This is a genomic window from Clostridium hominis (assembly GCF_014287825.1).
GTDB lineage: Bacteria > Bacillota > Clostridia > Clostridiales > Clostridiaceae > Clostridium > Clostridium hominis.
Genome location: NZ_JACOOO010000013.1, coordinates 38076 through 61877, shown reverse-complemented (window position 1 = coordinate 61877; position 23802 = coordinate 38076). Strand labels below are relative to the sequence as shown.

Below are 23802 nucleotides of genomic sequence, written 5' to 3'. Positions count from 1 at the left end.
CTTTGTATATGGTTATTTAATTTCCCGTTTTCCCGTAATCCCGTAGTTTTTTCTATAGCTATATAAAATTTATTAATATAATTAACTTACTTAGCTTTTATTTTATATATAACTATTACTTTTAACGGGATTACGGGTTTTACGGGGTTGTATTTAATTAATTATCAATTAAAAATTTATCTAAATATTCTTTTGATACTTTTAGAATATATGTTGTATCATCTAATTTCTTTGGTAGCTCTTCCTTCTTCAATGAATTTTTTCTAAGTTCTTGCTCTTCACTGTTAAAGAGTCTGAATCTCTTAGTTGTTCTATCATTTTCAGTATCTAAATAATTAGAATTTTTCCATTCTTTTACCACTACTTTAGGTTCTCCATATCCTAAATCTCTCAAGTTCTTTTCTAAGACATTCTTTAAAATCGCAACTTCATAGTAATCTTCTTTGAAATTAATACTTCCCCAACAAATGTTACTTTTAATTGGCATATTATTAATTTTGAAATTACCTTTATTCTCAATTACCTTTTGTATTATCTGATTGAATGCCTTTGCTCCAATATCTCTTTCAAGCATGTTTTTCTCTTCATTCTCAACTAAAAAGTTAAGTATACTATCTAAATCTAAATCAATTCTTATGGAATCATTTATTATTTCTCCAGTAAAAAGTATTATTGCTAGCTTATTTGCAATCCTATCTCTAAACTTATTTGTGGGAAGTATCTCTTTTAGCTTAGTTATCCATTTATTAAGTGAAGCTTGTACCCCTTCTTCCTTTAAAACCTTTACTCTCCTTACTATTGATTCTGCTCCTACTCCATAATTATTAAGAATTACTCTTTTTATTTCTTCTGCATTTTCAGCAGATTTAGTCCATTGAATATTAGCAAATTCAATTGCTCTAATTGATAATCCAGCATTTTTATTAGTTCTTTCAAGAATAGATTGCTCTCCTGTAGAAATTATTACAGTTGACCACTCCACCTGTTCCCTTTGTGTAATTGAATCATTTAATCTAGCTTTATCTTTTCCACTAACCATTGAGTAAATCATACTTGTAAAGTCATTTTCTCTACTCATTGATAATTCATCAAAAACTACTGGAATTCCAAAATTACCGCCTAAAGAATTCATTATTGCATTGTTTGTACCATTCCAAAGCCTTATAAGTCCTTTATTCTTAGTACTAGGATTACCCATTAGCGAAACTGCTGTCATCACACCAGTTGTTTTACCTTGTGTACTGTTTCCATATATATGTATTAATAAACTTTCCATTTCCCCAGTTGTTCTAGCTAACTTCCCGACAATTACCGAAGAAGTTGCAATACAAATTAATGCTTCTAACTGAATGTTACCCTTTATATGTTTTCTATACATATTAACCCAACTTTGCAAATAGCCTTTATGTCGTAAATCATAGTCTGAAATTTCTACATCGCATATAGCTATCTCATCTTCATCATTAGTTATTGTCCTATCATGTCTAAAAATAAATTCATCATTAAAATTTATAGCTTTATGCCATCCCACATTTTTGTAAACATTAATACAAGGGGCGGTTTTAACTTGCAAACTCAAAAATTCTGATATTAACTTTCTATTTACATATGGAATATCAAATCCATTGATAACTTTCTTTGTTAACTCATTAGGTAGAATAACGCTCATAGGACACTTAATCTCATTAAAATTATCATCAAACTTATATAATACATTTGTATACACTTCTTGAGTATCGATATTATAAACCTTATCTTTGATATAAACTCCATCAGAAATTTTTTTCTCTTTTATTTCTCCTGATTTCTTGTCAGTATATTTAAAATATATGCCGTGTCGGTCATATCTAAAATTTCCAATTGAAATACTCTCCTCATTTTCTAACCTTTCCTCAAAATTAATATACTTTTTTTGATTTTTAATTCTATCTGTATCTACAATGCTCTGCTCTTCATCAAGCTCCTGTTCCGTTTCTAAATCATCGTATTTTATTATAGGTTTTTTATATGTAACTTTGGGCGCTGGTCTTCTTTGTCTTAATCTTGCTACATCTGACACTTCTATCTCTCCTTTTTTATTTAAGATGACTTAGAAAAAAATCTAAGCCATCTTATAATTAATAAAACTTTCTTTCTACTATATTTGCATAAACATTTCCCTTATCATCAGCATTATGCTTAATAGCTAATACACATTTCTTACCTATTAGTTCTTCAATATTTATCTCATCAGGAATATCACCTTTGTACACATCATTTAAGAAATTGAAACATTTAGAGTTTTTTGCTTGAGATATCATTATATTTTCCTTTTTTGTTTGCTTTGTGGTATCATCATCAAGCTCATATGTTACTTCAAGAAAATCTCTAAATCCCCAATCTGTTTTCTGATCTCTTAAATAAATTATTCTTTGTATTATTGATTCATAATTGCCTTCATTTAAATTAGGCATAGTTTTAGTTGTTCCTAATATTCCTTTATTATCTCTAAAAATCATCTATAATTTCCTCCTTTTACTTACACCAATTATCACTTATTGAAATATCAACAATAATTGGGATATCATTAATAATTTTTTTCATTCCATTAATCATGCAACATTTCAAAATATCTTTTGCTTCCATTGCCTCCTCTTCTGCTACCTCTATAACAACCTCATCATGAACTACAGCTACTAACTTCCAAGAACTCTTCATATTACATACAAGTAATGCTAAAGCTTCTTTTAATCCCTCTGCTGCTGAACCTTGAATTGGAAGATTCAATCTTTGAGTCATTGACAAAGCTCTTCCTTCCCAATACCTTCCGCCTAAACTTATGATTCCATCTGCTCTTAGTAATTTATCTTGAAGCTCTTTTACCTTTGGATATGCTTTAAGAAACTCAACTCTATATTTCTCTGCTTCTTCTAACGATATATGTATACCAAATTTTCTCAGATTTTTTTGGATACCATAAGCTGTAATTCCATAGCATATACCAAAATTAAGACTCTTTCCTACTTGCCTTTCTTCCTTAGTAACTTCTTCTATAGGTTTATTGAAAACTAAACTAGCTGTACCTGCATGGAGGTCAACACCCTCATTAAAGTAACTAATTAAAGTTTCATCTCTAGAAATATTTGCAAGAACTCTAAGCTCCACTTGTGAATAATCAGCGCATATTAGCTTATTTCCTTTTTCTGCAACAAAGAATTCTCTACTACTACTAGGCATAGCTTGAAGTGGAGGATTTTTACAAGACATTCTTCCAGAAGTAGCTCCTATTAGCCACCATGAACCTCTAATTCTTCCATCCCCATGCAAAAACGTTTTCATTTTGTCGCCATAAGTCTTTATCTTAGTCATTAACTTTCTGTACTTTCTTATAAGCTTGATCACTTCATGGTCATCTGAGTATTTAGCTAATTCATCATCAGATGTTGAATGTAGCTTAATTCCATATTCATATAAAGCTTCAACTAACTGCTTTGGAGAGTTTAGATTTAATTCCTCTAAACCTAATATTGCCCTTACTTCTTTCTGAATTTCATCACAAAGTTCTCTATCATAGTCTAATACTTTATCCCACTGGTCAAAGTTCATCTTTATACCATTAAGCTCTAACATTACTATAGAAGGTAAAGCTCTTCTTTCTCTTTCATAAGTTTCCAATAGATTTCTCTTAACTAATTCGTCTAAAAGCCTATAGTATAACAATCTTGTGTTAGTAACATCATTAATAGCATAATCAATATGCTCTTGAGTTAATTCATCAACACTCCAGTTGTCACTATGTTGCATAGATTTATCTATAGCTATTCCTAGGTACTTATTACATAGAGCTTTAAGACTTAATTCTTTTTCACCTAATATCTGTGCCATTATTAGAGTGCAAGCGTAATTATTTACCTCATACCCATTATGTACAAAGAATTCTACATCAAACTTAGCATTATGAAACACTTTAAGGATATTCTCATCCTTTAGAATCTCCTTTAATTCATCATCAACTACAGTTTTAGTAATTACTTCACTATTCCCATCTGAAAAAGCTATTAGTCTTATCACACCTTTCATAAAGTATAGTGAACTTGTTTCAATATCAACAAAAACTACTTTTAATTTTGTCATAAGATTTCTCTCCTTTAGATGTTTGTTATTTAATTTTTAAAGAACATTTTGTAGCTCACTTGCTACCTACTTATAATACAAAAAAAATATATATTAAAGTTAAAAAGGGAAGTAAGTTAAATTACTTACTTCCCTTTTTATAATAATTTCTTATTATTTGATATAATTATTAGTTACTATACTAACTATAAATCTATTTACATCCTCACTATATTTATATGTGTTCTCCTTAACTTGCTTTTTAAACTCTTCAAGATTCTTACTTTCCATATAATACTCTAATGTTGTAGCCTCTACTAATTCATCAATATCCCTTGATTCCTCAATTAATTCTAACTTTCTTTTTAATATATCAATCTCTTTTTTAGTTTTAATCATCATCTCTTTTTTCATAGAAATAAAATCTTTATCTCTTTTATCTCTTTCTATTTCTCTTATAACATCTATTAAAATCTCTTCCTCATCATTCTCTAATTTAAAATCATTGTTATAATCACTTTCAAGTATATTCCTAAAAAACATTCTTTTATCTTCTATACTACTATTTTTTGAAAGGCTCTCATCCAATACATATTCATATAACTCTTGTTTATTTTCTATTGTTAGACAATTAAACTTGTCTACCAATAGCTTTAGCATTTCCATTAATAAATCAACAATAGAGTAAAACTTTAAATCTGTATATTTACATTCTGAAACTCTAGCATAATCTTTGATTGCTAAATTTAAAGCAGTTCTATTTACATATAAATTATTAATCCATCCATCTATAGATTTTGATATATAATCCATAAATTCAACTTGCTCATCGCTGGCTATTAAAAAAATTGCTGATACTAACTCTGATATTTTATCTATCAACGTTTTCATAGAACTTGGTAGTTTTTTATTATCTTTGTAATAGTTACTCTCTTCTAACTCACATTTCATATATTGTGGTAACTGGTCTATCCTTGAGAATATTCTTTCATAATATGTTTCTATATCTTCTAGTTTTTTATTTTTAGCTGGATTTTTCCTTCCAAAAGGATTTTCTTTTTCAAACTCTATTAATAGTTTTAATAATTCATACCATTCAAATAAAAGAAGATAATCCCCTTTTTCTGATTCATTACTTCTTATTTTATATTGTTCTATACCTGCCTCTTCGCAAATTGAACTAATCTTACCACTTAACGTTTTCCTAGAAAAATCGACATCATTCTCTAAATCATTTAGTGTGTAATCAATATCTCTAAGTTTATTTCCTCTTGTAGCCAAAATAAATTTCTCCTTTAGTTATAAATTATTATATACTTTTTAATTATAACTAAATTACAATAAAATTTTAAATATTTTTCACATATAAATTATTTAAAATATTAAACATTACCATTTTTAAACTTTTTTCTGTTTAAACATATAATAAAAAAAGAGGTTTCCCTCTTTTTTAATTTAAGCGTTTTATTTTGCCATCTGAATATACTCTATAGGCCTCATTTAATTCATCTAATTCTATTATGTAAACTCCTACATTATAATATTTTCTTCCATCTTCATCATATTGTGGTGTTTCATCAACTTCTACTCTAAGTGTATCTAGACCAGTTTTAAGACTGTAGTCTTCTGCATACTCAATTGCTTTTTCTACAGTAAACTCCTCATCTTGTTTCTTTCTCTCTTCTTCCTTTTCACTCGTTTTTTGTTCATAGTATAAATCTCTAGCTTGATTCTCTAAATCCATCATAGTATTCTTATCTTCTTGGCTTAGTTTTTGCCAATCTCGAGTCTCCTTACTTAACTCCATAGCTTCCTCATATCTACCTTCATCAATTAGTCCTTGTACTTCCTCTATTTTTTCTTTAAATTCTTCTCTAGTATTTTTTACATCTGATAATTCTTTTTTTAAATTATCTATTTTTTCTCTTGTTGGCTCATAGTCTTTATAACTCTTATCAATTTTATCTAACATTTCTTCTGCCCAATCTATATGATCATATAGATTAAACTTATTAGAAACTTGCTCATATCCATAAGCTATACTCCATAATTTTTTAAACTCTCTATTATTAGTTTCTCCAGCTTTATCTCTAAGCACATATTCAGCTTCGCTTATCTCTCCATTATTTAAATACTCCTTAGCTTTATTTATAATAACTTTTACTTCATTATTAGATTTACCTATTGACCCAATTACTATGAAAGCTAATATTGCTACTATTACTATTATTATCTTATTTCCCTTCTTCAACTTTTCTATCTCCTTCACCCTTTTTAGCTTTAAATTTCTGATAAATAAATATCACAGCAGCAATTACTGCTCCTACTTTTATTAAGAACCATAAGACTGAAAAGAATCCTAGTATTATTCCTGAAAACCAGTTAACTATAAATGCACTTATTACACAACATACTAACCATTCTCCAATCATTGCACCAAATCCTAGATACCATATTTCAAATATCGTATTTATTAATGCAAATATTCCTGTTCCTATTATTATTGTTGCTATTACTGCAATAGCTGTAGTTATTCCCCCTGCATCAAAAATATTCATTATTCCTTATCTCCTCTCACATTTTTGTTTATTCCATTTTTATTTATTACTTTTTGTAACCAATTACACGTGTATCCTAACTTTCTTGATATCTGTTTTAAGTTCTTTCCATCATAGTGCTTATTTAAATAATCAATTACATATTTATCTGAATATAATCTCATTGGAAATGTTATCTGTTGCCCTTTATAATTTTCATATACTTTTAGAGTTATATCATGTCCTAAAACTTCAACCATATCTTTATAGATACCCCTATAATTTTCACTTTTTCTACTCATATATTCTTTTTCAATCATCTCCTTTTCTTTCACATTAAATATTACCTCCTTTAAAAAGTTTTCATAAGATTGAAAATACAAGTGATTTTTCCTTGTAAAATCACCTATTTAACATAAAAAGAGTTAATGCTTCTTTTATTAGAAACATTAACTCTTTAATCAGATTTATAATATATATTTGACTACATCAGTTAAAACGGTTGATTTACTATTCATTCGTTGTTTTTATTTTGAGTGTTATTATTTATTCTCACTTTCTGAAATTTCCGTTTTCTAGTATGTTATTGTTGCTTTCTGATGTATTTCTCTTTATTGGCAGATTTAATTTTTTATCTACTTCTCTTTGAGTGATTTTATTATATATTGTAATTTATTAAACTTTCTTAACTCTATTGATGTCAATTGGTATAGTTATTATAATTTCTTATTAATCTATTCTCTATTCTTTTTTCATGCTTTTATTTTTACTCTTATTATTGATTCTTACTTTCTTGATTTTTACATTCTTACATATTTGTTTTTCTATGTATTTCTCTTATTTATAGATTATATTTATATCTACTTCTATTATGATTTTATTATCTATTATTGATTTATTGGATTTTATTAATTCTATTTGCATTAATTGATACAGTTATTATATCTTCTTGATTATATCGTTATATATTGATTCTATTTTATTTATTACTTATTATTATTGAAATTTATTAATCATTTATTTTTATTTATAATTATTTTATTATTGTATTTACTTATTCTGATTATATTTATCTTTTATTATTTATTTTATTTTTTATTGAAATAGATTTTTATTAATCTATTTCAATTATTATTTTTATTATAAGGCTTTAGCCCCCCTATCCCCCCGTTACTCTTTCCGAGTTCCAACTCCTTAGTTCCTATTCCCTAGTTCCAAGTTTCATTATTTTTATGTTTTATCATTTCAATTCTTTTTATTTTTGAGTGAATTTAGATTTTCACTGTACATATTATTTGTTATGACTTATCCTTAATTTCAAGTGGAATTATTGAGCCTAGGATTTCCTATGACTTCAACATCTCATAGTCTTTCATGCCTTGTTATCCTAGCTTGTATAGTTATGAAGCTATTATTTACTGATTTATCTTTATTGCTTACCATCTTATTTAGAAAACATTCGATTTATCCTCTCTTCGCAGTTTTTTATTCCTATGGCTACATTTCTTCACATTTTCTAAAATCTCTGTTTTCTGATATGTTAACGTTGCTTTTTAGATGTACTTAGATTGATTGTAGTTACAGTTTTTCTATTTACCCTACGTTCAAGATAAATTACATCTTTACTTAGACTTCTTCTATTCTTTCTCCTCAATCTTATTCTTACTGAAAATATCGTCACTATCGTTACATCGGTACTACTATTACAACGATATTTTCTAGTAGTTTATTATTGTTAGGCTCTGTTAGACAATAATATTGATATGTGCATATAAGCCATAAATAGTGTTATAATATAAGTATTAAATTTAATGGAGGTAGCATTTATAGCAACTGTTTCTAATATAAAGTCAGATATAACATCATTAAATGAATACCAACTAAGAGAATTATTTAACTATATAGGTGAAATGCTAACACTTGGTTCTTCTAATGGAAATCTTAACAAAGAATTTAGAGAATCAAGGTTTAGCAAAGGTCAATGTTGCCCCCATTGTGAATCTACTTCTGTAGTAAATAATGGAAAACTTAAAGGCAAACAACGTTATGTGTGTCGCTCCTGCAAAAAATCCTTTAACGATTTAACTAAATCTGCATTATCTTGTACTAAGTTACCTTTACAAACATGGATTGAATATGTTAAAGGAATGGTTATAGGACTTTCTATAAGAAAGAACGCAGAAAATGTAGGTATAGGTGTTAAAACATCGTTTTATATGAGACATAAAATTCTTGATTGTATACGAGCGTTTATGGGTGTTGGTGATGTTGATGGTAGAGTAGAAATGGACGAAACATTCGTTGCCGAATCCTTCAAGGGGAATCATAAAAAGAGTGGTTTTAAAATGCCGAGATCTGCTCGAAAAAGAGGTAAACAAGTTAAGAAACGTGGTATAAGTAATGAGCAGATTTGTATAGCAACAGCAATTGATAGAAATGGAAATATAATATTAGAACCCTTATGCAAAGGAAGGGTTACTTATAATGCTCTCGAAAGACTTTATGAAGGACTCATAGACACTAACTCAATAATTTGCACAGATAGTCATAAATCATATATACAATTCGCTAAAGACCTTGAATTAAACCATAAGAAGATAGCGAGAGGACATTATAAAAATGATATATACCATATAAATCATGTTAATTCCTTGCATAGCAACCTAAAAATTTGGATGTATAGATTTAAAGGGGTGTCCACTAAGTTCTTACCCAATTACATGAGTTGGTATAAATGGTTACAAAGTTTTAGTAGTGATAAAGAGGTTATAAAGACAAAGAATATGCTTATTCATAGCGTAATACCTTTTGTTGACACAAAGATTAAAGGATATAAGGAAAGAGTATTGAAATTACTATAAATAAGGGGGAGAAAATATGAGGTTTAAAGCAAAACAAAAAAAGGTTTTATTGTTTATAGTTATTGTTAGTATTATATTATTTGCTTTTTTTAATTGGCAAAATAATTCCATAATTATAAGTGAAATGGTATTTAAAAATGATACTATTCCAGAATCATTTAATGGATATAAAATTTTACAAATATCAGACCTTCATAACAAAGAATTTGGAAGTAAACAAAATAAAATATTAGCAAAGATAGAAAAGATAAATCCAGATATAATAGTTATTACAGGAGATTTAATTGATTCAAACAACACAAATATTGATATTGCAATGGAATTAATAAATGGAGCAATTAATATTGCACCTATCTATTATGTCTCTGGAAATCATGAGGCTTGGTCGGGTTCATATGATGACCTTAAATCTAATTTAGAAAATAGTGGAGTTGTAGTTTTAGATAATCAAAAAATTGAGGTCTTTAATGATAGTGATTCTATAGATATAATAGGATTGGCTGACACCGCATTTATAGAATCTGATTGGTTAGAATATGGAGGCAATGCTGAAACTAAGAACTTATTAAATACATTAACCGAAGGAAGCACTAACTTTAAAATATTACTTTCTCATAGACCAGAACTATTTGATATATATTCAAATAGTAATTTAAATTTAATTTTCTCTGGACATGCTCATGGCGGTCAATTTAGACTTCCGTTTATAGGAGGATTAATTGCTCCAGACCAAGGCTTTTTTCCAAAATTAACAGAAGGTATTCACACAAGTAACGATACGTCTATGATTATTAGTCGGGGTTTAGGAAATAGTATTATTCCAGTGAGAATACTTAATAGACCAGAACTTATAGTTGTTACATTATCAAAATAAGGTTGCCAAATGGACAACCTTATTTTATGTAGCATATCAACAATTTAATCTAACAGAGCCTATTGTTATAAAAAAAATTAGCTGATTATTATAATATCATCACAATTAATTTACTATTCTTATTAATTGTGATGATACCTTATTTCATACTACTTCTTAGTTGTTGATTCTATTGAAGTAGCTACAACTGTTAGTATTGTCCCAACTACTTTTATTACTGTTATAATATCCATAACTTTCTCCTCCTATCTCTTATACGTGTATATGTATGAGTAACTATCTTTTACAGGTATTAACTTTATTACATACTTACCTTCTTCAAGCTCTATGTATACTAGAGTTTCTTTATCATAACCTGTACCATTACATAGATCTACAACTTTACTGAATTCTTCTATCAATCTGAATTGAATGTAATTCAGCTCTTGTTGTAACTTCTTTAGGTCTATTAATTTCCTATCATTCATTTCAATTATTAACTCTCTAGGATTCCATTGATTAGATAATCTTCCATCATAGAAGTCAAACCTCATTACTCCAAGAAGTTCTTTGCTATCATACTTGAAATACTTTTCTTTACTTAGCTTATTTATCATTTACTTGAACCTCCTTCAATTAGTATTCTGATGGAAAAAGCATTGTAGAATATTCTCCACTATCTATTACATATACTTTAATCTCATCATCTATCTGAATATCTTCTAACTCTACCTCATATGTGCATGAGTATTCAGGAAGTTCTTGGCTTTGATTTATTACAATTTTCTTTCCTTCTTTTCTTATCTTAAAAACCTGTAAGTAATCCAGTTCAACATTTCCTTCATCCTTCAATTTATCAATCATACTCCACATTATAAGTTGTAATCTTACATCTACTTCCTCATTTACACCTCTAGTTACATATCTATTACCTTTCTTAAACATATTGCTTTCTCTCCTTTTCATTACAAGTTTTTATAGTCATCTTTCCACCTCTTATTACACCTACACATAGAATTCTCTTCATTCCCTTTTACCTCCCTACAATAGAAAAATGTTATCTATTTCAAAGAATCTATTCTATATACTTTAACTAAATATAAACAACCCTTACCTAATTTAATATTAAGTAAGGGTTGTTTATAATATATTATTCTATTTTCTCTATTAAACTTTTTACAGCACAAATTTTACTATTAAACCAATCACATATATCTTCAAATTGATTATGACTTTTCATAAAATCTGATAACGGCTTTTCAAATGAAAATAATAACTCTTCATCATCACTATAATTGCTATCAAATATATTCTCTAATTCCTCTTTTATTTTCTTTACATCATTATATTTTATATTTGTTTCATGAATGCTTAAATCAACATTTAAAAACGGTGCTTTTGTTTTTAATTCTTCTTGGAAAGTAAATCCTACTGATATGTATGATTTTGAATTTGAAATTATATTATCACACCAAACTACATAATTCTCCTCTCTTACTATTTGTTTTAATCTTTTGTAATCTCTTTCATTAGGATTATTAAATTTAATGCTTAATGTTTCTTTTATACTATCTAAGCATTCATCCATCTTTGCTATAGTGGAATTAATTCTACTCATAACTATTAAATCTTCATAATTAAAATTTCCTGCACTTGACATACCTTCCTCCTCTAAAAAACATATGTATTCATTTATCAAATTATTTTCTTTATATTCTTCTAAAAACCTATATATATCACACCATCTATATTGTAAAAAATCTATTCCTTTTACTACCTTTGAATCGTAATACTTTGTACAATATCTTAAAAATACATTCTTATTCTGCTTTTCCTTTATAGCTTTTAATACTGTACTATATCTTTCAAGTTGTCTATATCCTTCACATGCATTAACTTTATTTTCAATAAAACAAGTAGTATCTTCATTCTTTATAACTATATCTATTATGCAATCAGTATCTCCATGTAATGTATATTTTTCCTGAGAATCTACTGTGAATTTTTTACCTTCTATTTTTAATATATTATTAACGAACTTGTCTAACAATTCCTGATTGTTCTCTAGGATTCCTACTAGAATCTCTGTTGTATAGTCTTCTAATGGTGTTTTATTATTATTTCCATTCTTTTTAACAAGTATAATAACCTACTATATATCATTACTTAGCTCCTTTTAATTAACTTATTATGTAAATTTTACTATGTATACTTAAATAATTCAATTATCTATAAACTTAACTATACAACAATTAAGACTTTTAGATTTTATTTATTTCTTGTTTTAACATTTCAATGAATCCTTCTGAAAATACTTTTCTACTTATTGATTCTTTTATTAGCTCTATTAGTTCTAGCTCTGTTACATCAAGACTTCTTGGAATATATGTTTCATCACCTCTTCTAGTAGCTTTGTAGACGCAGAACCTTACTTCATCTCGCTTTAGCTCTTTGATGTAGATTTTCTCTATTGAGTATGTGTACTCTCCTTCTCCAACTTTTCCTTGGCTTTTTATCTTGCAGTACTTAGTTTCCTTGATTATCTTTTCTTCACTCTTCTTACTCACATTAATTCTACCTCCTTATCTTATTCTAGTAGGAACTTAGAAAGTTCTTCTGTTGTTATTACTACAATTGCATAATCACTTGAAAGCAAAAATATTGAAGAAGTCCAATTAACTCCTTCACTACATTTAATTACATCAGTATATTCTGGTACTAAACCTTGTAACTTATCTTGTTTCAGTATTTCTATATCTACGATATTTTCTGCTATAACTGCATATCCACCTAAGTCAGATTCTATATTTCTATCAACTCCATAATTTTCATTTAGTATATCTATTGTTACTTTTATACTTTCAATTACTTCTGGTGGTATATTATTTACCTCTAGTAATTGATTTTCTTTATAAATTTTCTTCATCATTAATCCTCCCTAAAATATAAAAACTTCTATATGTAATCTAATTACACATAGAAGTTTTTTGTAAGTAATATCTTTTATTCAATATATTATTCTTAACTATAATATATATTTATATTTTAGGTGAATCACTTTTTTTATAAAAATCCTTCTTTAAAATAAATTTTGTACTTATAAAAATCATAACTGCTATTGCAAATTCAACTTCTAACATAATAACACTAACATTATTATTGTCTAAAAAACTTGTAGTACTTAAAATATCTGATTTATTTATCATTAATACAATAATAGTAATTATAAATGTAGCTAATCCTGATATAAACCAAATCATACCACATTTTTTATTAGAAGATTTTATTGGATTTATTCCATTCAAAAAATCATTATTATTTTCCTCTCCTAATCCACTACCTATTACTGCAATAGGCATAAATAAACCTAATATTCTATTTACCTTTTTATTAGAACTCCTATTGTATAATACTCCTATACAAATCATAATTATTGGAACAATAATGTTAGAAAACAAAATAAATATTCTCATAATTACCTCCTTCTCACTTAATACCTAATTACTTATATAAATATACTAATTTTAATACCTGTTATGAACCATTTTGAAATTTAACTCTTAAATATTAATATTTAAACTTAAAAACTTTTTATAAATTTATCTCTATATAATATTAAAAATAATAATGAAACTCCTACTACAACTATATCAGTAATCCAAAAATATTGAATAGGTATTACTTTAAGATAAACTAAATAAAATTTATTAATAATTTCAGCATTATGCCATGGAAATACATAAAAATTTACAGTTGAAATATTTCTAATTATAATTTTATCAATCACATCTGGCAATATTGCACCACCTACGCAACATAATGTTAATAATCTATACTTATTATTTACAAAAAACATAGCTATCGCAATTAAAAATAATGTAATAATTCCATCTTTTATCATTGTTAGTGAGTAGTTATGTAGCAATATATCTAAAATACCATGTAACAATATATTTATTCCTACGCCTATAGTACCTGTTTTATATATTTTTATATTATCTTCCTCTGGTATTATTTTTGCCATTACAGAATCAGACGCAACTCCTAGCATTGTATGATAAGTTATGTTCATAATTATTTCCCTCTATATTCATATTTTTATATTTATTAATCATATCTAAATTCAAATTTATTATTTATCTATGAACTTAATAAACAACTAACTCGCATAATATACATTTATTCATTACTTTATATTTTTATTATACCATATTATTCTATTTTAAATAAATATATCAAGTTATTATTTTACAATAGCTTAATTTCTTACATAAAAAACTCTTACCTGTATATTTAAATACAAGTAAGAGTTTTAAATATCATATACCTTTTACATTTACAATTTTAGTAAAAACCTCATTTATTTATGGTACGGTTCATTCTTCATTATTCTAAATGCTCTATATATTTGTTCCAATAACATCACTCTAAATAATTGATGTGGAAAAGTCATCTTTGAAAAGCATACTTTATGATTGGCTCTTTTAATTACATCTTGCGATAGCCCTAAACTTCCTCCTATAACAAAAGTTATGTTAGAGTTACCCATAACCCCTTGAGTCTCAATGAATCTTGAGAACTCCTCTGAGGTCATTTGCTTAGCATTTAAATCCATAGCTATAACAAACATATTATCTTTTATCTTTGACAATATTAATTGTCCTTCTTTATCTTTTATAATTAACTCTTCTTTTTCAGATGCATTATCTGGAGTTTTTTCATCTGGTAATTCTATTATATCCAGTTTGCAGTATCTTCCTAATCTCTTTGCATATTCATCTATTGCTTGCTTTAAGTATTTTTCTTTTAACTTTCCAACTGAAATTACAGTTATGTTCATCTATTTTTCCTCCTATGTTATCCATTAAATATTATTCATAAGTATAATCACTAACTTCTACTATAGGGCTTATTTCCTTTAGCCTATTTTTTTTAGGTATATATACTTTTAATTGTCCATCTTTAAAAACTGCTTTAATATTGTATGGATCTATATTTTCAACATAAAAATCCTCTGATACATCATTTCCACCTTGAATTACAGCTATTGCTACATTTTTACCATTAGAAAAAACTTGATTCCTCTTTATATTTATAGATATATAGTTGTTAGTATAATCTATATCTATATCCTCTTTTGAAGTGCCTGGTAAATCTGCCTCTATTAAATATTTTTGCTTATATTCTTTGCAATTTATATTTAAGTTTACCATATTCTCTAGAGTATTAACCATATCATTTACAATATCGCTATTTAACACACTATCTACTATATTATCTATTAATTGACTGTTGTTTATTACAGAGTCAAATACATTAGAAAATACGTATGAAAATACATCAAACATAGTATCCTCCATCATAATAATTATAACTTAATATAATTTATTTAATTGGAGTATATATTGATACAAAAACATACGCATTACTTCATTTTATATATTAATATCCTATATTGTCATTTAAAAATATTACATGTATTCTATTTTTATCTTTCTGACTCTTTATAACAGTATATTCTCTGCATATCTTTTCTGGGCTTTTACAATCCATACAGTACCCTATTTTAGTACATGGAGTACTTTTATTTAATCTCTTTGCATTTGCAGGTGCTGCAATCTCTCTGTTTCTTTTTATAGCCTCATCTAAGTTCTTAACTATCTTATTTACTCCTGCAACTATTATGACCTTCTTTGGGCCAAATAAAAGTGCTGCAACTCTATTACCATTCCCATCTACATTATACAGCTCTCCATCTTCAGTAATTGCATTTGAACTTGAAAAATAAGTATCTGCAAAAAAGCATTCTCTATATATTCTATCTATATCTTCTACCGATAACCCTTCTTTAGCTCTATCTAAGAAATTATAACGCCCACTTCTTAATAAGTCCATGACTCCAGTTTCTGCTAATGACATCGATCCTCCACAACTTACTTTCTCACCTTCATTAGTCAAACTTATTATTTGACTTATTAATTCTTCTTTATTGCTTACAATGTATCCATTCATATTATTCTTTTCTAATGAAGCAATCGTTCTTAATATCTTTTCTTCATTCACCCATTTAACATTACTATCCATACTCTCTCTCCTTTTATTTAATATTCTTTATAAAAAAAGAGCCTTGATACTCAAAGCTCTTTTGTAAACTATATTATTTTCCACAACATTTTTTATATTTTTTTCCGCTTCCACATGGACATGCATCATTTCTACCAACTTTGTTTTCATTTCTAACCATAGTTGATTCTCTGTATGCTTTTTGAATTTCTTTTCTCTTTTCTTCTGAGAATATAGCTTCCCATTGTGGTAAGTTGTATAAGTACTCAGCTTTAGCTTCTAACATATTGAAGTATAACTTTTCTAAATCGATATCTAAAGTTATTTCATCGTTAGCTGTTAAAGTTTCTAAGTCATATGTATTCTTTAAGCTTTCATTTATTCCGTCAACGAATCCCATAATAAACTCTTCTGTTGTATCATATTTCTTAGCAAATTCAGCAACTGTTGTCTTTTGAGCTTCAGTATGTTTTGCTAATAAATCTTTATATATTCTGCTTTCAATTTTAGTGTACTCTGCCCAGAAAGCATTTTCACCTTTTGTCTTAACGTATTCTACGACCATATCTGTCCATTGCTTATATAAACTCATTGTAATTTCTCCTCTTCTTAAGATGTTATATTAGATGTAATTTTATTACATAATTATACTAAATATTTACTATATTTATCAATACTTAATCATCCGTTATTTTAACTAAATACTTACTTTTATTATTACAATATTCACATTGCTTGTCTTCACATTCTTCCATGATAGGGAATGTTTCATACTCGTTAATTAAGTCATCCATAATATCATCTATATGTTCTCCACATACATACTTTACCACAATTTTCACCTACAGCCTTACTATTTCGCTTGGATTATGTCTATTAGCCATACTTAAAATAATATCAGTCCCTATATTAACTCCATTAGTCGTTAATACATCAACAACTGTTTGATAAGCTAAATCTGGATGATTATTAGTATTACTTAAGTGGCCTAATATTATTTTCTTACCTAGTCCACCTTTTAATATATTAACTATCGCTTTTCCACAATCTTCATTAGATAAATGTCCTATTTCACTTAAAATTCTTCTTTTTAAGTTATATGGATATGGTCCATATTCAACCATACTTACATCATGATTGCTTTCTAAAAGCATAACTTCTGAGTCCTTAATATTATCCCATATTTCTTTAGTAAATATTCCAAAATCAGTAGCTACGCTAGCTTGTTTATTACCTAGGTTTACCGTATATCCCACGGGAGCTGCTGCATCGTGTGGGATGTTGAAAGATTTAATGTCTAAATCCTTTATTGATACTACAGATCTTTTATCCATAACCTTTATATTGTGCTCTTTTATCTTTCCAATACTTTTCTCCATAGCCTGCCATGTATTTCCCGGGGCATATATCGGTATATCATATTTTCTAGATAAAATACCTACCCCCTTAATATGGTCACTATGTTCATGTGTTATGAATATTCCATCGAGTTCATCTGCCTTTTGCCCAATACTCTTTAAGGCATCATCTATCTTTTTTCCTGGTAGCCCAGCATCTATTAATATTTTAGCCTTATCAGATCCCACAAAAATACTGTTTCCACTACTTCCACTATATAATGAGCAAAATATCATTTGTTTTCCCCCAATTATCTATCTTCTCTTCTTATGTCAGCTCCTAAAGCTCTAAATTTATTTTCAATATGAGGATATCCTCTATCTATATGTTCTATATCAACTATTTCAGTTTCTCCATTAGCTATTAATCCAGCTATTACCATTGCAGCTCCTGCTCTTAAGTCAGTAGCTCTAACTCTACATCCAGTTAAAGATTCAACACCATCTATTATAGCGGTTCTTCCTTCAACCTTAATTACAGCACCCATCTTCTTTAACTCATCTGTGTGCTTATGTCTATTTTCCCATATGCTTTCTACTATTAAACTTCTACCTTCTGTTATACTTAATAAAGTTGACATAGGTTGTTGTACATCTGTTGGGAATCCTGGATATGGAGCTGTCTTTACATTTACACCTTTTAAAGGCTTATCAACTGTAACTCTGATACTATCGTCTCCCTCTTCAACTATAGCTCCAACTTCAATAAGCTTTGCAGAAATTGACTCTAAGTGTTTTGGAATAACATTAGTTATAGTTACATCACCTTTTGTTGCTGCTGCAGCTATCATAAATGTTCCTGCTTCTATTTGGTCTGGGATTACACTGTAATTACATCCAGTTAAAGATTCAACACCTTTAATTCTTATAACATCTGTTCCAGCACCTTTTATATCAGCACCCATTGTGTTTAAGAAATTAGCTACATCTACTACGTGAGGTTCTTTTGCTACATTTTCTAATGTGGTTGTTCCTTCAGCCATAGTAGCTGCTATCATTACGTTTATAGTAGCTCCTACTGAAACAACGTCAAAGAAAATACTTGCACCATGTAACTCATCAGCTTCTACTGAAACTGCTCCATGCTCTATAGTTACTTTAGCACCTAAAGCTTCAAATCCTTTGATATGTTGATCTATTGGTCTAACCCCTATAGGACATCCACCTGGAAGTTCAACCCTAGCTTTTTTAAATCTAGCTAATAGGGATCCTATAAAATAATAAGATGCTCTCATTCTTCTCACATCTTCTGTGCATGCATTTACAGTTGTTATATCAGTAGCATCTATTTCTAAAGTATTATTATTGATTTTGTTTACAGTACACCCTAGACCTGCTAATATTCTTTCTAAACAATGTACGTCTTCTATATCTGGTATATTATCAATAATACACTTTTGATTACTGGCTAAAACTGCTGCTGGTAAAATGGCAACTGCTGCATTTTTAGCACCATTTATTTCAACAGATCCTCTTAAGGCATTGCCTCCATTTATAATTAAAGTTTCCATCCTATTCACCCTTATCTATCTTTATATACATTAATCTATCCTATTTTTCATAAAATTATCCAAAAAATCTCTTTAGAGGCAATTTTTTAACTACCCCTCTTTTAAGTTGACCTCATTTATTATATCATAAAGTAATAAGGTGTTAATAGGTTTTTTTCTTCCAAAATCCTTTATTTTCACCTTATCTCACATATTAATGAATATATTGTTTGAAAACTTATATACTAATATGATATAATTTTTAGAAAGTATATACAAATTTTTACTTGCGAGGTTATAATATGAAATATTATCTTGTTGCATTATTCGATGATGAATCATACAAAAACTTAAGCCCTGTACAAAGAAATTTATCAAAAAAATACAGAGCTAATAGGAACTCTCCAATTCCATATATTCCATTAGAGGTTTTAGAGAATCCGAATGTAGATAAGCTTAATGTAGTTATTGATAAAATAATTAAGCCTTATAAGCATTTCAAAGTAGAGGTTTCTTCAAAAGTTAGTATTTGTGATTCTAATAAGACATTAAACTTAAAGATCGAAGATGTTGGATATATTAAAAGATTAAATAGACTATTATCTGATAACCTTCAATTACATGGATTTAATGTTAAAGGAATTGAAACTGATGAAAATTTACAGCTTACTTTAGCTAATGTAAATTATAATAACAAAGACAATAAAAGAGTTATTAATCCATTAGATTCAAGATTTAACCTTTCAACGCTAAAGGTAAATAGATTAGAGTTATGGAAAATATCTAATACTAGAAGAGAAACATTAATTCAAACATATCCTTTAAAAGACTTTTAATTTTCTTTATTAGCTTTTAAGCATTGACTTATAAAAATAGTCAATGCTTTTTTTATAAAAATTTATTTTTTGTATTCGTTTACCAACCTTTTCAAGAATCAATTCTTTCTGTAAAATATATTATATTATAATCCTAATTGGGAGGTTATTTATGAATATTTCATCTTTAGTTGAATCACAACTAGAAAAAAATAAGCAAATTTTAATAAACCATGAGCTTCCTGAATATAAGCTTTGGGTTAGGAAACATCTTGAACTACATGTAAAGCTAGGTTCAATTGCTGAAGAAACTAAGTGTTATACTTACTTAGAAAACTCTTCTTCAAGCTTAAATAAAGACATTATCTTTAAAAAATATATTGATTTTCTTGCTCATATAATTAGCTTAGGATTATATAGAGAATATATAACAGATTATGAAGTACAACTAAAACCAAATGATTACTGCTTAAGTGATCAATTCTTAAATTTATATATAGATATAAATGATTTAATAGTATCAACATCTTCTGATCACTTCTTAACTTTATTAGAAGATACTTTAAGCTTAGGAGTAACACTTGGTTATTCTGAGGAAGATGTAAAAAATTCATTTATTTATAGAGATTAGTATTAAGAAACTCATAAGAGTTTCTTTTTTTTATATAATTATATAATTTTCCCATTAATTTCACATAATATCTTTGAGGTGATTATTAATGATTGGATTTATATGTGCTATTATTTCTGGCATATCAATGACTATTCAAGGAGTATTTAATACTAGGCTAAATGAAAAGATAGGTTCGTGGGAAACAACTACATTAGTTCAAGCAACTGGCTTAGCTCTAGCACTAATAATTTTATGTTTCTGCAGAAAAGGTGATTTTGGCGCTATAAAAGATGTTAATAAGCTCTATCTTTTAGGTGGGTTTATAGGCGTAGTTATTACCTATACTGTTATGGTTAGTATAGGTTCATTAGGAACTACTCTTGGTATTGGAACTATTTTAGTTGCTCAATTAGCTTCTGCTGGACTTATAGACTACTTTGGCCTATTTGGTTCAGAAAAAAGTAGTTTCGGATTAAGCCAAATAATAGGAGTAGTAGTTATGATTGCAGGTATTGTAATCTTTAAATGGAAACATTAAAAAAGTGCGAAGTTTGCTTCGCACTTTTTTCTTTTCTTAATTAACAAAAACAGCTTCCTTTTTATACTATATAATGTGGATTAATTTTAAGGAGTTTTTTATGTTCTCTTTAAATAAAAAACTAGACTCTAACCTGAAAAATTATATGAAATTTAATTCTTCTAGGAGTTATAGGGTTTTAATTAAATGTAGAAACTTTCAAGATTCTATTGAAAAAAGAATCTCATCATATAAAGGAACTGTAATAAGAAATATTAATATTGATAACATTGTCTGCGCTCTTTTAAACTCAAAATCTATAAATAGGTTATTGGAATATCCAGAAGTTGAATATATATGTTTAGATCAATTTGTTAATCTTTGTGGAATAAGTGTGCAAGCTGCTAACAGGGTTAGATTGGCTAATACTATAAATGCTTCTGGTAGAGGGGTAGGGATCGGAGTAATTGACTCAGGAGTATACCCTCACCGTGACTTAACTACACCATTTAATAGAATATCGACCTTTTCTGACTTAATTAATGGTCTAACATATCCATACGATGATAATGGACATGGCACATGTACTTGTGGAGTTATAGCTGGAAATGGTGAATCCTCTAATGGAATATATAAAGGTATTGCTCCATACTCAGATCTTCATGTTATAAAAGCATTTGATAGATTAGGAAAAGGCTATGTATCCGATGTGCTATATGCTATAAATGAACTGATTACTATAAGTACTAAGTATAATATAAAAATTTTATGTTTACCCTTTGAAAGCTTAAGTCATGATAAGTTTATATTTTCACTTTTTGATAAGATGTTAAAACGAGCTGTTGATTCTGGGATAACTCCTATTCTTCCTAGTGGAAGTAATATTATTGAAGGATCTATTATGGGAATAGCTTTAAGTAAAAATGCTATTACTGTAAGTGGATTAGATACAACTTCCAGAACAGCTCCTTATGAGTATTCATCTACAGGTGCTCCTAAAAAAGACTCTAAACCTAACTTTTGTGCTGCCTGTGTTGATGTTGTCTCTCTAAATTGTAATACTTCATATATATCTGAAAAAAATAATACCAAAATATATGCCCCAAAACTTTCATCTTCTTATACAAGTTTTAGCGGAACTTCTATATCTGCAGCATATATTGCTGGTATATGTGCCTTATTATACGAACTTAATCCAACACTATCCTTTGATGATATAGTATCTATGCTAATAGCATCGTCAGATAGCTTAGATTTACCGATTAATGTCCAAGGCGAGGGATGTGTAAATTTAAATAAATTATTTAAAAAGTAAAAGTGCTATAAAGCACTTTTACTTTTGGACTATATAATTAAGAGGGTTTACAGGTGCATCGTCTATTCTTAATTCAAAATGTAAATGAGGTCCAGTACTATATCCAGTACTTCCTACAGCACCTATTATCTCTCCTTTTTTCACTTCTTTATTTGGCGATACGTATATCTCACTCAAATGGGCATAATATGTTTTCATATCATCACTATGCTGAACTATAACTAAATTTCCATATCCCCCATCATTATATCCAGCAAAGATTACCTCTCCGTCAAAAGAAGCAATTATATCTTCTCCTTGATTTTCAGCTATATCTAGTCCCTTATGATATGAATTAACTCTCTCTTCTCCATAATATGATGATATATATCCACCTTCTACAGGTCTAGTCAAAAATGTTACTCCATCATAATATGGATTCTTACTTCCTTTATGTACTACTGTAGTTACAGGCTCTACTAATATATTTTCGTTTAATACTGTTTCTTCAGTCTTCGTAAGACCTTCGTATATAACTTCCTTATATACTTCCTTTTTACCATCTTCCCCTTGCATAACTACTTCTTCACCCATATATATACTACTATCTTCTTCTACCCTAACTGGCGACTCTATAACCTCTTCTTCAAATGTTCTCAAACTTAATTCTAGATCTAATAAATTTTTATTTACTATAGATGCTTCATAAATTTCTTTAGATATTTCACTACTCTCACTCAGTTGGCATAGTTTTAGTTCAGTAGGAGTTGTTTTTATATTTCCATTTATCTTCATATAAGATATATCTTCAATATTTACTCCTAATTCTCTTATATAACTTTCACATACACTTTTAATTATAGTATCCTTTTCTTGTGCACTTAGCACATATCCAAAAACATTATTATCTACTGTTATAGCAAAGCCATTAACATTTCTATTTATATTCTCTATATTTACATTTGAGTTTTTGCTATTTAAATTAACAATATTATTATAAGTGTTAGAAACACTTATTGAATTTGCAAGATATACATCTTTAGATACTTCTTGTGAGAGCTCACTTGAATCATCAATAACATTTATGCATTGAATTGTTTTAGTATTTCCGTATATCTTATAACCTTTAGTAATTCCTCCTATAAGAAATAACAATATTGTTAATAGTATTAAGGATAAAGTGTTTTTTATTATAACACACTTCTCATCCTTCTTCTGCGAGTACATTTTTTTTACCACTCCTCTTTTTTCTAGTTTTATTTACAACATT

At 27.9% G+C, this 23802-nt stretch carries 28 protein-coding genes; 6 read left to right on the top strand and 22 right to left on the bottom strand.

What is annotated here, in order from left to right; genetic code table 11:
- Positions 1–157: 157 nt before the first annotated feature.
- From H8S20_RS20780 to H8S20_RS07140, 7 genes are all read right to left on the bottom strand, one after another.
- The gene (locus H8S20_RS20780) at positions 158–2059 is read right to left on the bottom strand and encodes a DUF927 domain-containing protein (RefSeq protein ID WP_186859657.1); all 1902 of its coding nucleotides are present in this window, start codon (positions 2057–2059) and stop codon (positions 158–160) included.
- A 58-nt stretch (positions 2060–2117) separates the two neighbouring features.
- Positions 2118–2498, bottom strand: coding sequence for a hypothetical protein (locus H8S20_RS07165; RefSeq protein WP_186859656.1), 381 nt, complete (start codon positions 2496–2498; stop codon positions 2118–2120).
- Between the two features lie 16 nt (positions 2499–2514).
- On the bottom strand, positions 2515–4113 hold the full coding sequence (locus H8S20_RS07160) for a DNA polymerase (RefSeq protein ID WP_186859655.1): 1599 nt from the start codon (positions 4111–4113) through the stop codon (positions 2515–2517).
- A 153-nt stretch (positions 4114–4266) separates the two neighbouring features.
- The gene (locus H8S20_RS07155; RefSeq protein WP_186859654.1) at positions 4267–5373 is read right to left on the bottom strand and encodes a hypothetical protein; all 1107 of its coding nucleotides are present in this window, start codon (positions 5371–5373) and stop codon (positions 4267–4269) included.
- A 169-nt stretch (positions 5374–5542) separates the two neighbouring features.
- On the bottom strand, positions 5543–6343 hold the full coding sequence (locus H8S20_RS07150) for a hypothetical protein (RefSeq protein WP_186859653.1): 801 nt from the start codon (positions 6341–6343) through the stop codon (positions 5543–5545).
- Positions 6327–6650: a hypothetical protein gene (locus tag H8S20_RS07145; RefSeq protein ID WP_186859652.1), complete on the bottom strand. Its 324-nt coding sequence runs from the start codon at positions 6648–6650 to the stop codon at positions 6327–6329. Before H8S20_RS07145 ends, H8S20_RS07150 begins: the two co-directional genes overlap by 17 nt.
- Positions 6650–6964, bottom strand: a complete 315-nt coding sequence (locus H8S20_RS07140) for a Mor transcription activator family protein (RefSeq protein WP_366455793.1) — start codon at positions 6962–6964, stop codon at positions 6650–6652. Before H8S20_RS07140 ends, H8S20_RS07145 begins: the two co-directional genes overlap by 1 nt.
- A gap of 1491 nt (positions 6965–8455) precedes the next feature.
- Here H8S20_RS07140 and H8S20_RS07135 point away from each other — a divergent pair.
- Both H8S20_RS07135 and H8S20_RS07130 read left to right on the top strand, forming a co-directional pair.
- Entirely contained in the window at positions 8456–9490 is a 1035-nt protein-coding gene (locus H8S20_RS07135; RefSeq protein ID WP_186859712.1) for an IS1595 family transposase, read from the top strand.
- Between the two features lie 16 nt (positions 9491–9506).
- Positions 9507–10364 carry a metallophosphoesterase gene (locus tag H8S20_RS07130; protein WP_186859651.1) on the top strand — a complete coding sequence of 286 codons (858 nt, stop codon included), beginning with the start codon at positions 9507–9509 and terminating at the stop codon, positions 10362–10364.
- Positions 10365–10609: 245 nt separating this feature from the next.
- On the opposite strand, the gene H8S20_RS07125 is transcribed toward H8S20_RS07130, so the two are convergent.
- The 14 genes from H8S20_RS07125 to murA all read right to left on the bottom strand — a co-directional run bounded on the left by H8S20_RS07125 (position 10610) and on the right by murA (position 19314).
- Positions 10610–10960 (bottom strand): hypothetical protein, encoded by a 351-nt coding sequence (locus H8S20_RS07125; RefSeq protein WP_032116766.1) that lies wholly within the window; start codon positions 10958–10960, stop codon positions 10610–10612.
- A 19-nt stretch (positions 10961–10979) separates the two neighbouring features.
- Positions 10980–11288: a DUF960 family protein gene (locus H8S20_RS07120; RefSeq protein WP_186859650.1), complete on the bottom strand. Its 309-nt coding sequence runs from the start codon at positions 11286–11288 to the stop codon at positions 10980–10982.
- A 205-nt stretch (positions 11289–11493) separates the two neighbouring features.
- Positions 11494–12393, bottom strand: a complete 900-nt coding sequence (locus H8S20_RS07115) for a PD-(D/E)XK nuclease family protein (RefSeq protein WP_243177554.1) — start codon at positions 12391–12393, stop codon at positions 11494–11496.
- 211 nt (positions 12394–12604) lie between these two features.
- Positions 12605–12910 carry a hypothetical protein gene (locus H8S20_RS07110; RefSeq protein ID WP_032116769.1) on the bottom strand — a complete coding sequence of 102 codons (306 nt, stop codon included), beginning with the start codon at positions 12908–12910 and terminating at the stop codon, positions 12605–12607.
- A 20-nt stretch (positions 12911–12930) separates the two neighbouring features.
- A complete protein-coding gene (locus H8S20_RS07105; RefSeq protein WP_186859649.1) occupies positions 12931–13269 on the bottom strand; it encodes a hypothetical protein in 339 nt (112 codons plus the stop codon).
- A 112-nt stretch (positions 13270–13381) separates the two neighbouring features.
- Positions 13382–13816 carry a hypothetical protein gene (locus tag H8S20_RS07100; RefSeq protein WP_186859648.1) on the bottom strand — a complete coding sequence of 145 codons (435 nt, stop codon included), beginning with the start codon at positions 13814–13816 and terminating at the stop codon, positions 13382–13384.
- Between the two features lie 107 nt (positions 13817–13923).
- Complete coding sequence (locus tag H8S20_RS07095) at positions 13924–14415, bottom strand: hypothetical protein (RefSeq protein WP_186859647.1); 492 nt, start codon at positions 14413–14415, stop codon at positions 13924–13926.
- Between the two features lie 288 nt (positions 14416–14703).
- Positions 14704–15183 carry a 23S rRNA (pseudouridine(1915)-N(3))-methyltransferase RlmH gene (gene rlmH, locus H8S20_RS07090; protein ID WP_032116774.1) on the bottom strand — a complete coding sequence of 160 codons (480 nt, stop codon included), beginning with the start codon at positions 15181–15183 and terminating at the stop codon, positions 14704–14706.
- A gap of 31 nt (positions 15184–15214) precedes the next feature.
- On the bottom strand, positions 15215–15691 hold the full coding sequence (locus H8S20_RS07085) for an Hsp20 family protein (protein WP_051986713.1): 477 nt from the start codon (positions 15689–15691) through the stop codon (positions 15215–15217).
- Positions 15692–15785: 94 nt separating this feature from the next.
- Positions 15786–16427, bottom strand: coding sequence for a lactate utilization protein (locus H8S20_RS07080; RefSeq protein WP_186859646.1), 642 nt, complete (start codon positions 16425–16427; stop codon positions 15786–15788).
- A 73-nt stretch (positions 16428–16500) separates the two neighbouring features.
- Positions 16501–16998, bottom strand: a complete 498-nt coding sequence (locus H8S20_RS07075) for an SEC-C metal-binding domain-containing protein (RefSeq protein ID WP_032116776.1) — start codon at positions 16996–16998, stop codon at positions 16501–16503.
- A gap of 85 nt (positions 16999–17083) precedes the next feature.
- The gene (locus tag H8S20_RS07070; RefSeq protein ID WP_081921650.1) at positions 17084–17239 is read right to left on the bottom strand and encodes a CxxH/CxxC protein; all 156 of its coding nucleotides are present in this window, start codon (positions 17237–17239) and stop codon (positions 17084–17086) included.
- Between the two features lie 9 nt (positions 17240–17248).
- Positions 17249–18040 (bottom strand): MBL fold metallo-hydrolase, encoded by a 792-nt coding sequence (locus tag H8S20_RS07065; RefSeq protein ID WP_186859645.1) that lies wholly within the window; start codon positions 18038–18040, stop codon positions 17249–17251.
- 14 nt (positions 18041–18054) lie between these two features.
- Positions 18055–19314 (bottom strand): UDP-N-acetylglucosamine 1-carboxyvinyltransferase, encoded by a 1260-nt coding sequence (murA, locus tag H8S20_RS07060; protein WP_032116778.1) that lies wholly within the window; start codon positions 19312–19314, stop codon positions 18055–18057.
- Between the two features lie 281 nt (positions 19315–19595).
- Between murA and H8S20_RS07055 the strand changes: the two genes are divergently transcribed.
- The 4 genes from H8S20_RS07055 (at position 19596) to H8S20_RS07040 (ending at position 22553) form a co-directional block, all read left to right on the top strand.
- On the top strand, positions 19596–20129 hold the full coding sequence (locus tag H8S20_RS07055; RefSeq protein ID WP_032116779.1) for a YggN family protein: 534 nt from the start codon (positions 19596–19598) through the stop codon (positions 20127–20129).
- Positions 20130–20280: 151 nt separating this feature from the next.
- Positions 20281–20739 (top strand): dUTP diphosphatase, encoded by a 459-nt coding sequence (locus tag H8S20_RS07050; protein ID WP_032116780.1) that lies wholly within the window; start codon positions 20281–20283, stop codon positions 20737–20739.
- Between the two features lie 88 nt (positions 20740–20827).
- Positions 20828–21259 carry a DMT family transporter gene (locus H8S20_RS07045; RefSeq protein WP_032116781.1) on the top strand — a complete coding sequence of 144 codons (432 nt, stop codon included), beginning with the start codon at positions 20828–20830 and terminating at the stop codon, positions 21257–21259.
- Positions 21260–21359: 100 nt separating this feature from the next.
- Positions 21360–22553 (top strand): S8 family serine peptidase, encoded by a 1194-nt coding sequence (locus H8S20_RS07040; protein WP_032116782.1) that lies wholly within the window; start codon positions 21360–21362, stop codon positions 22551–22553.
- Positions 22554–22571: 18 nt separating this feature from the next.
- On the opposite strand, the gene H8S20_RS07035 is transcribed toward H8S20_RS07040, so the two are convergent.
- Positions 22572–23759, bottom strand: a complete 1188-nt coding sequence (locus tag H8S20_RS07035) for a peptidoglycan DD-metalloendopeptidase family protein (RefSeq protein ID WP_186859644.1) — start codon at positions 23757–23759, stop codon at positions 22572–22574.
- Positions 23760–23802: the final 43 nt, after the last annotated feature.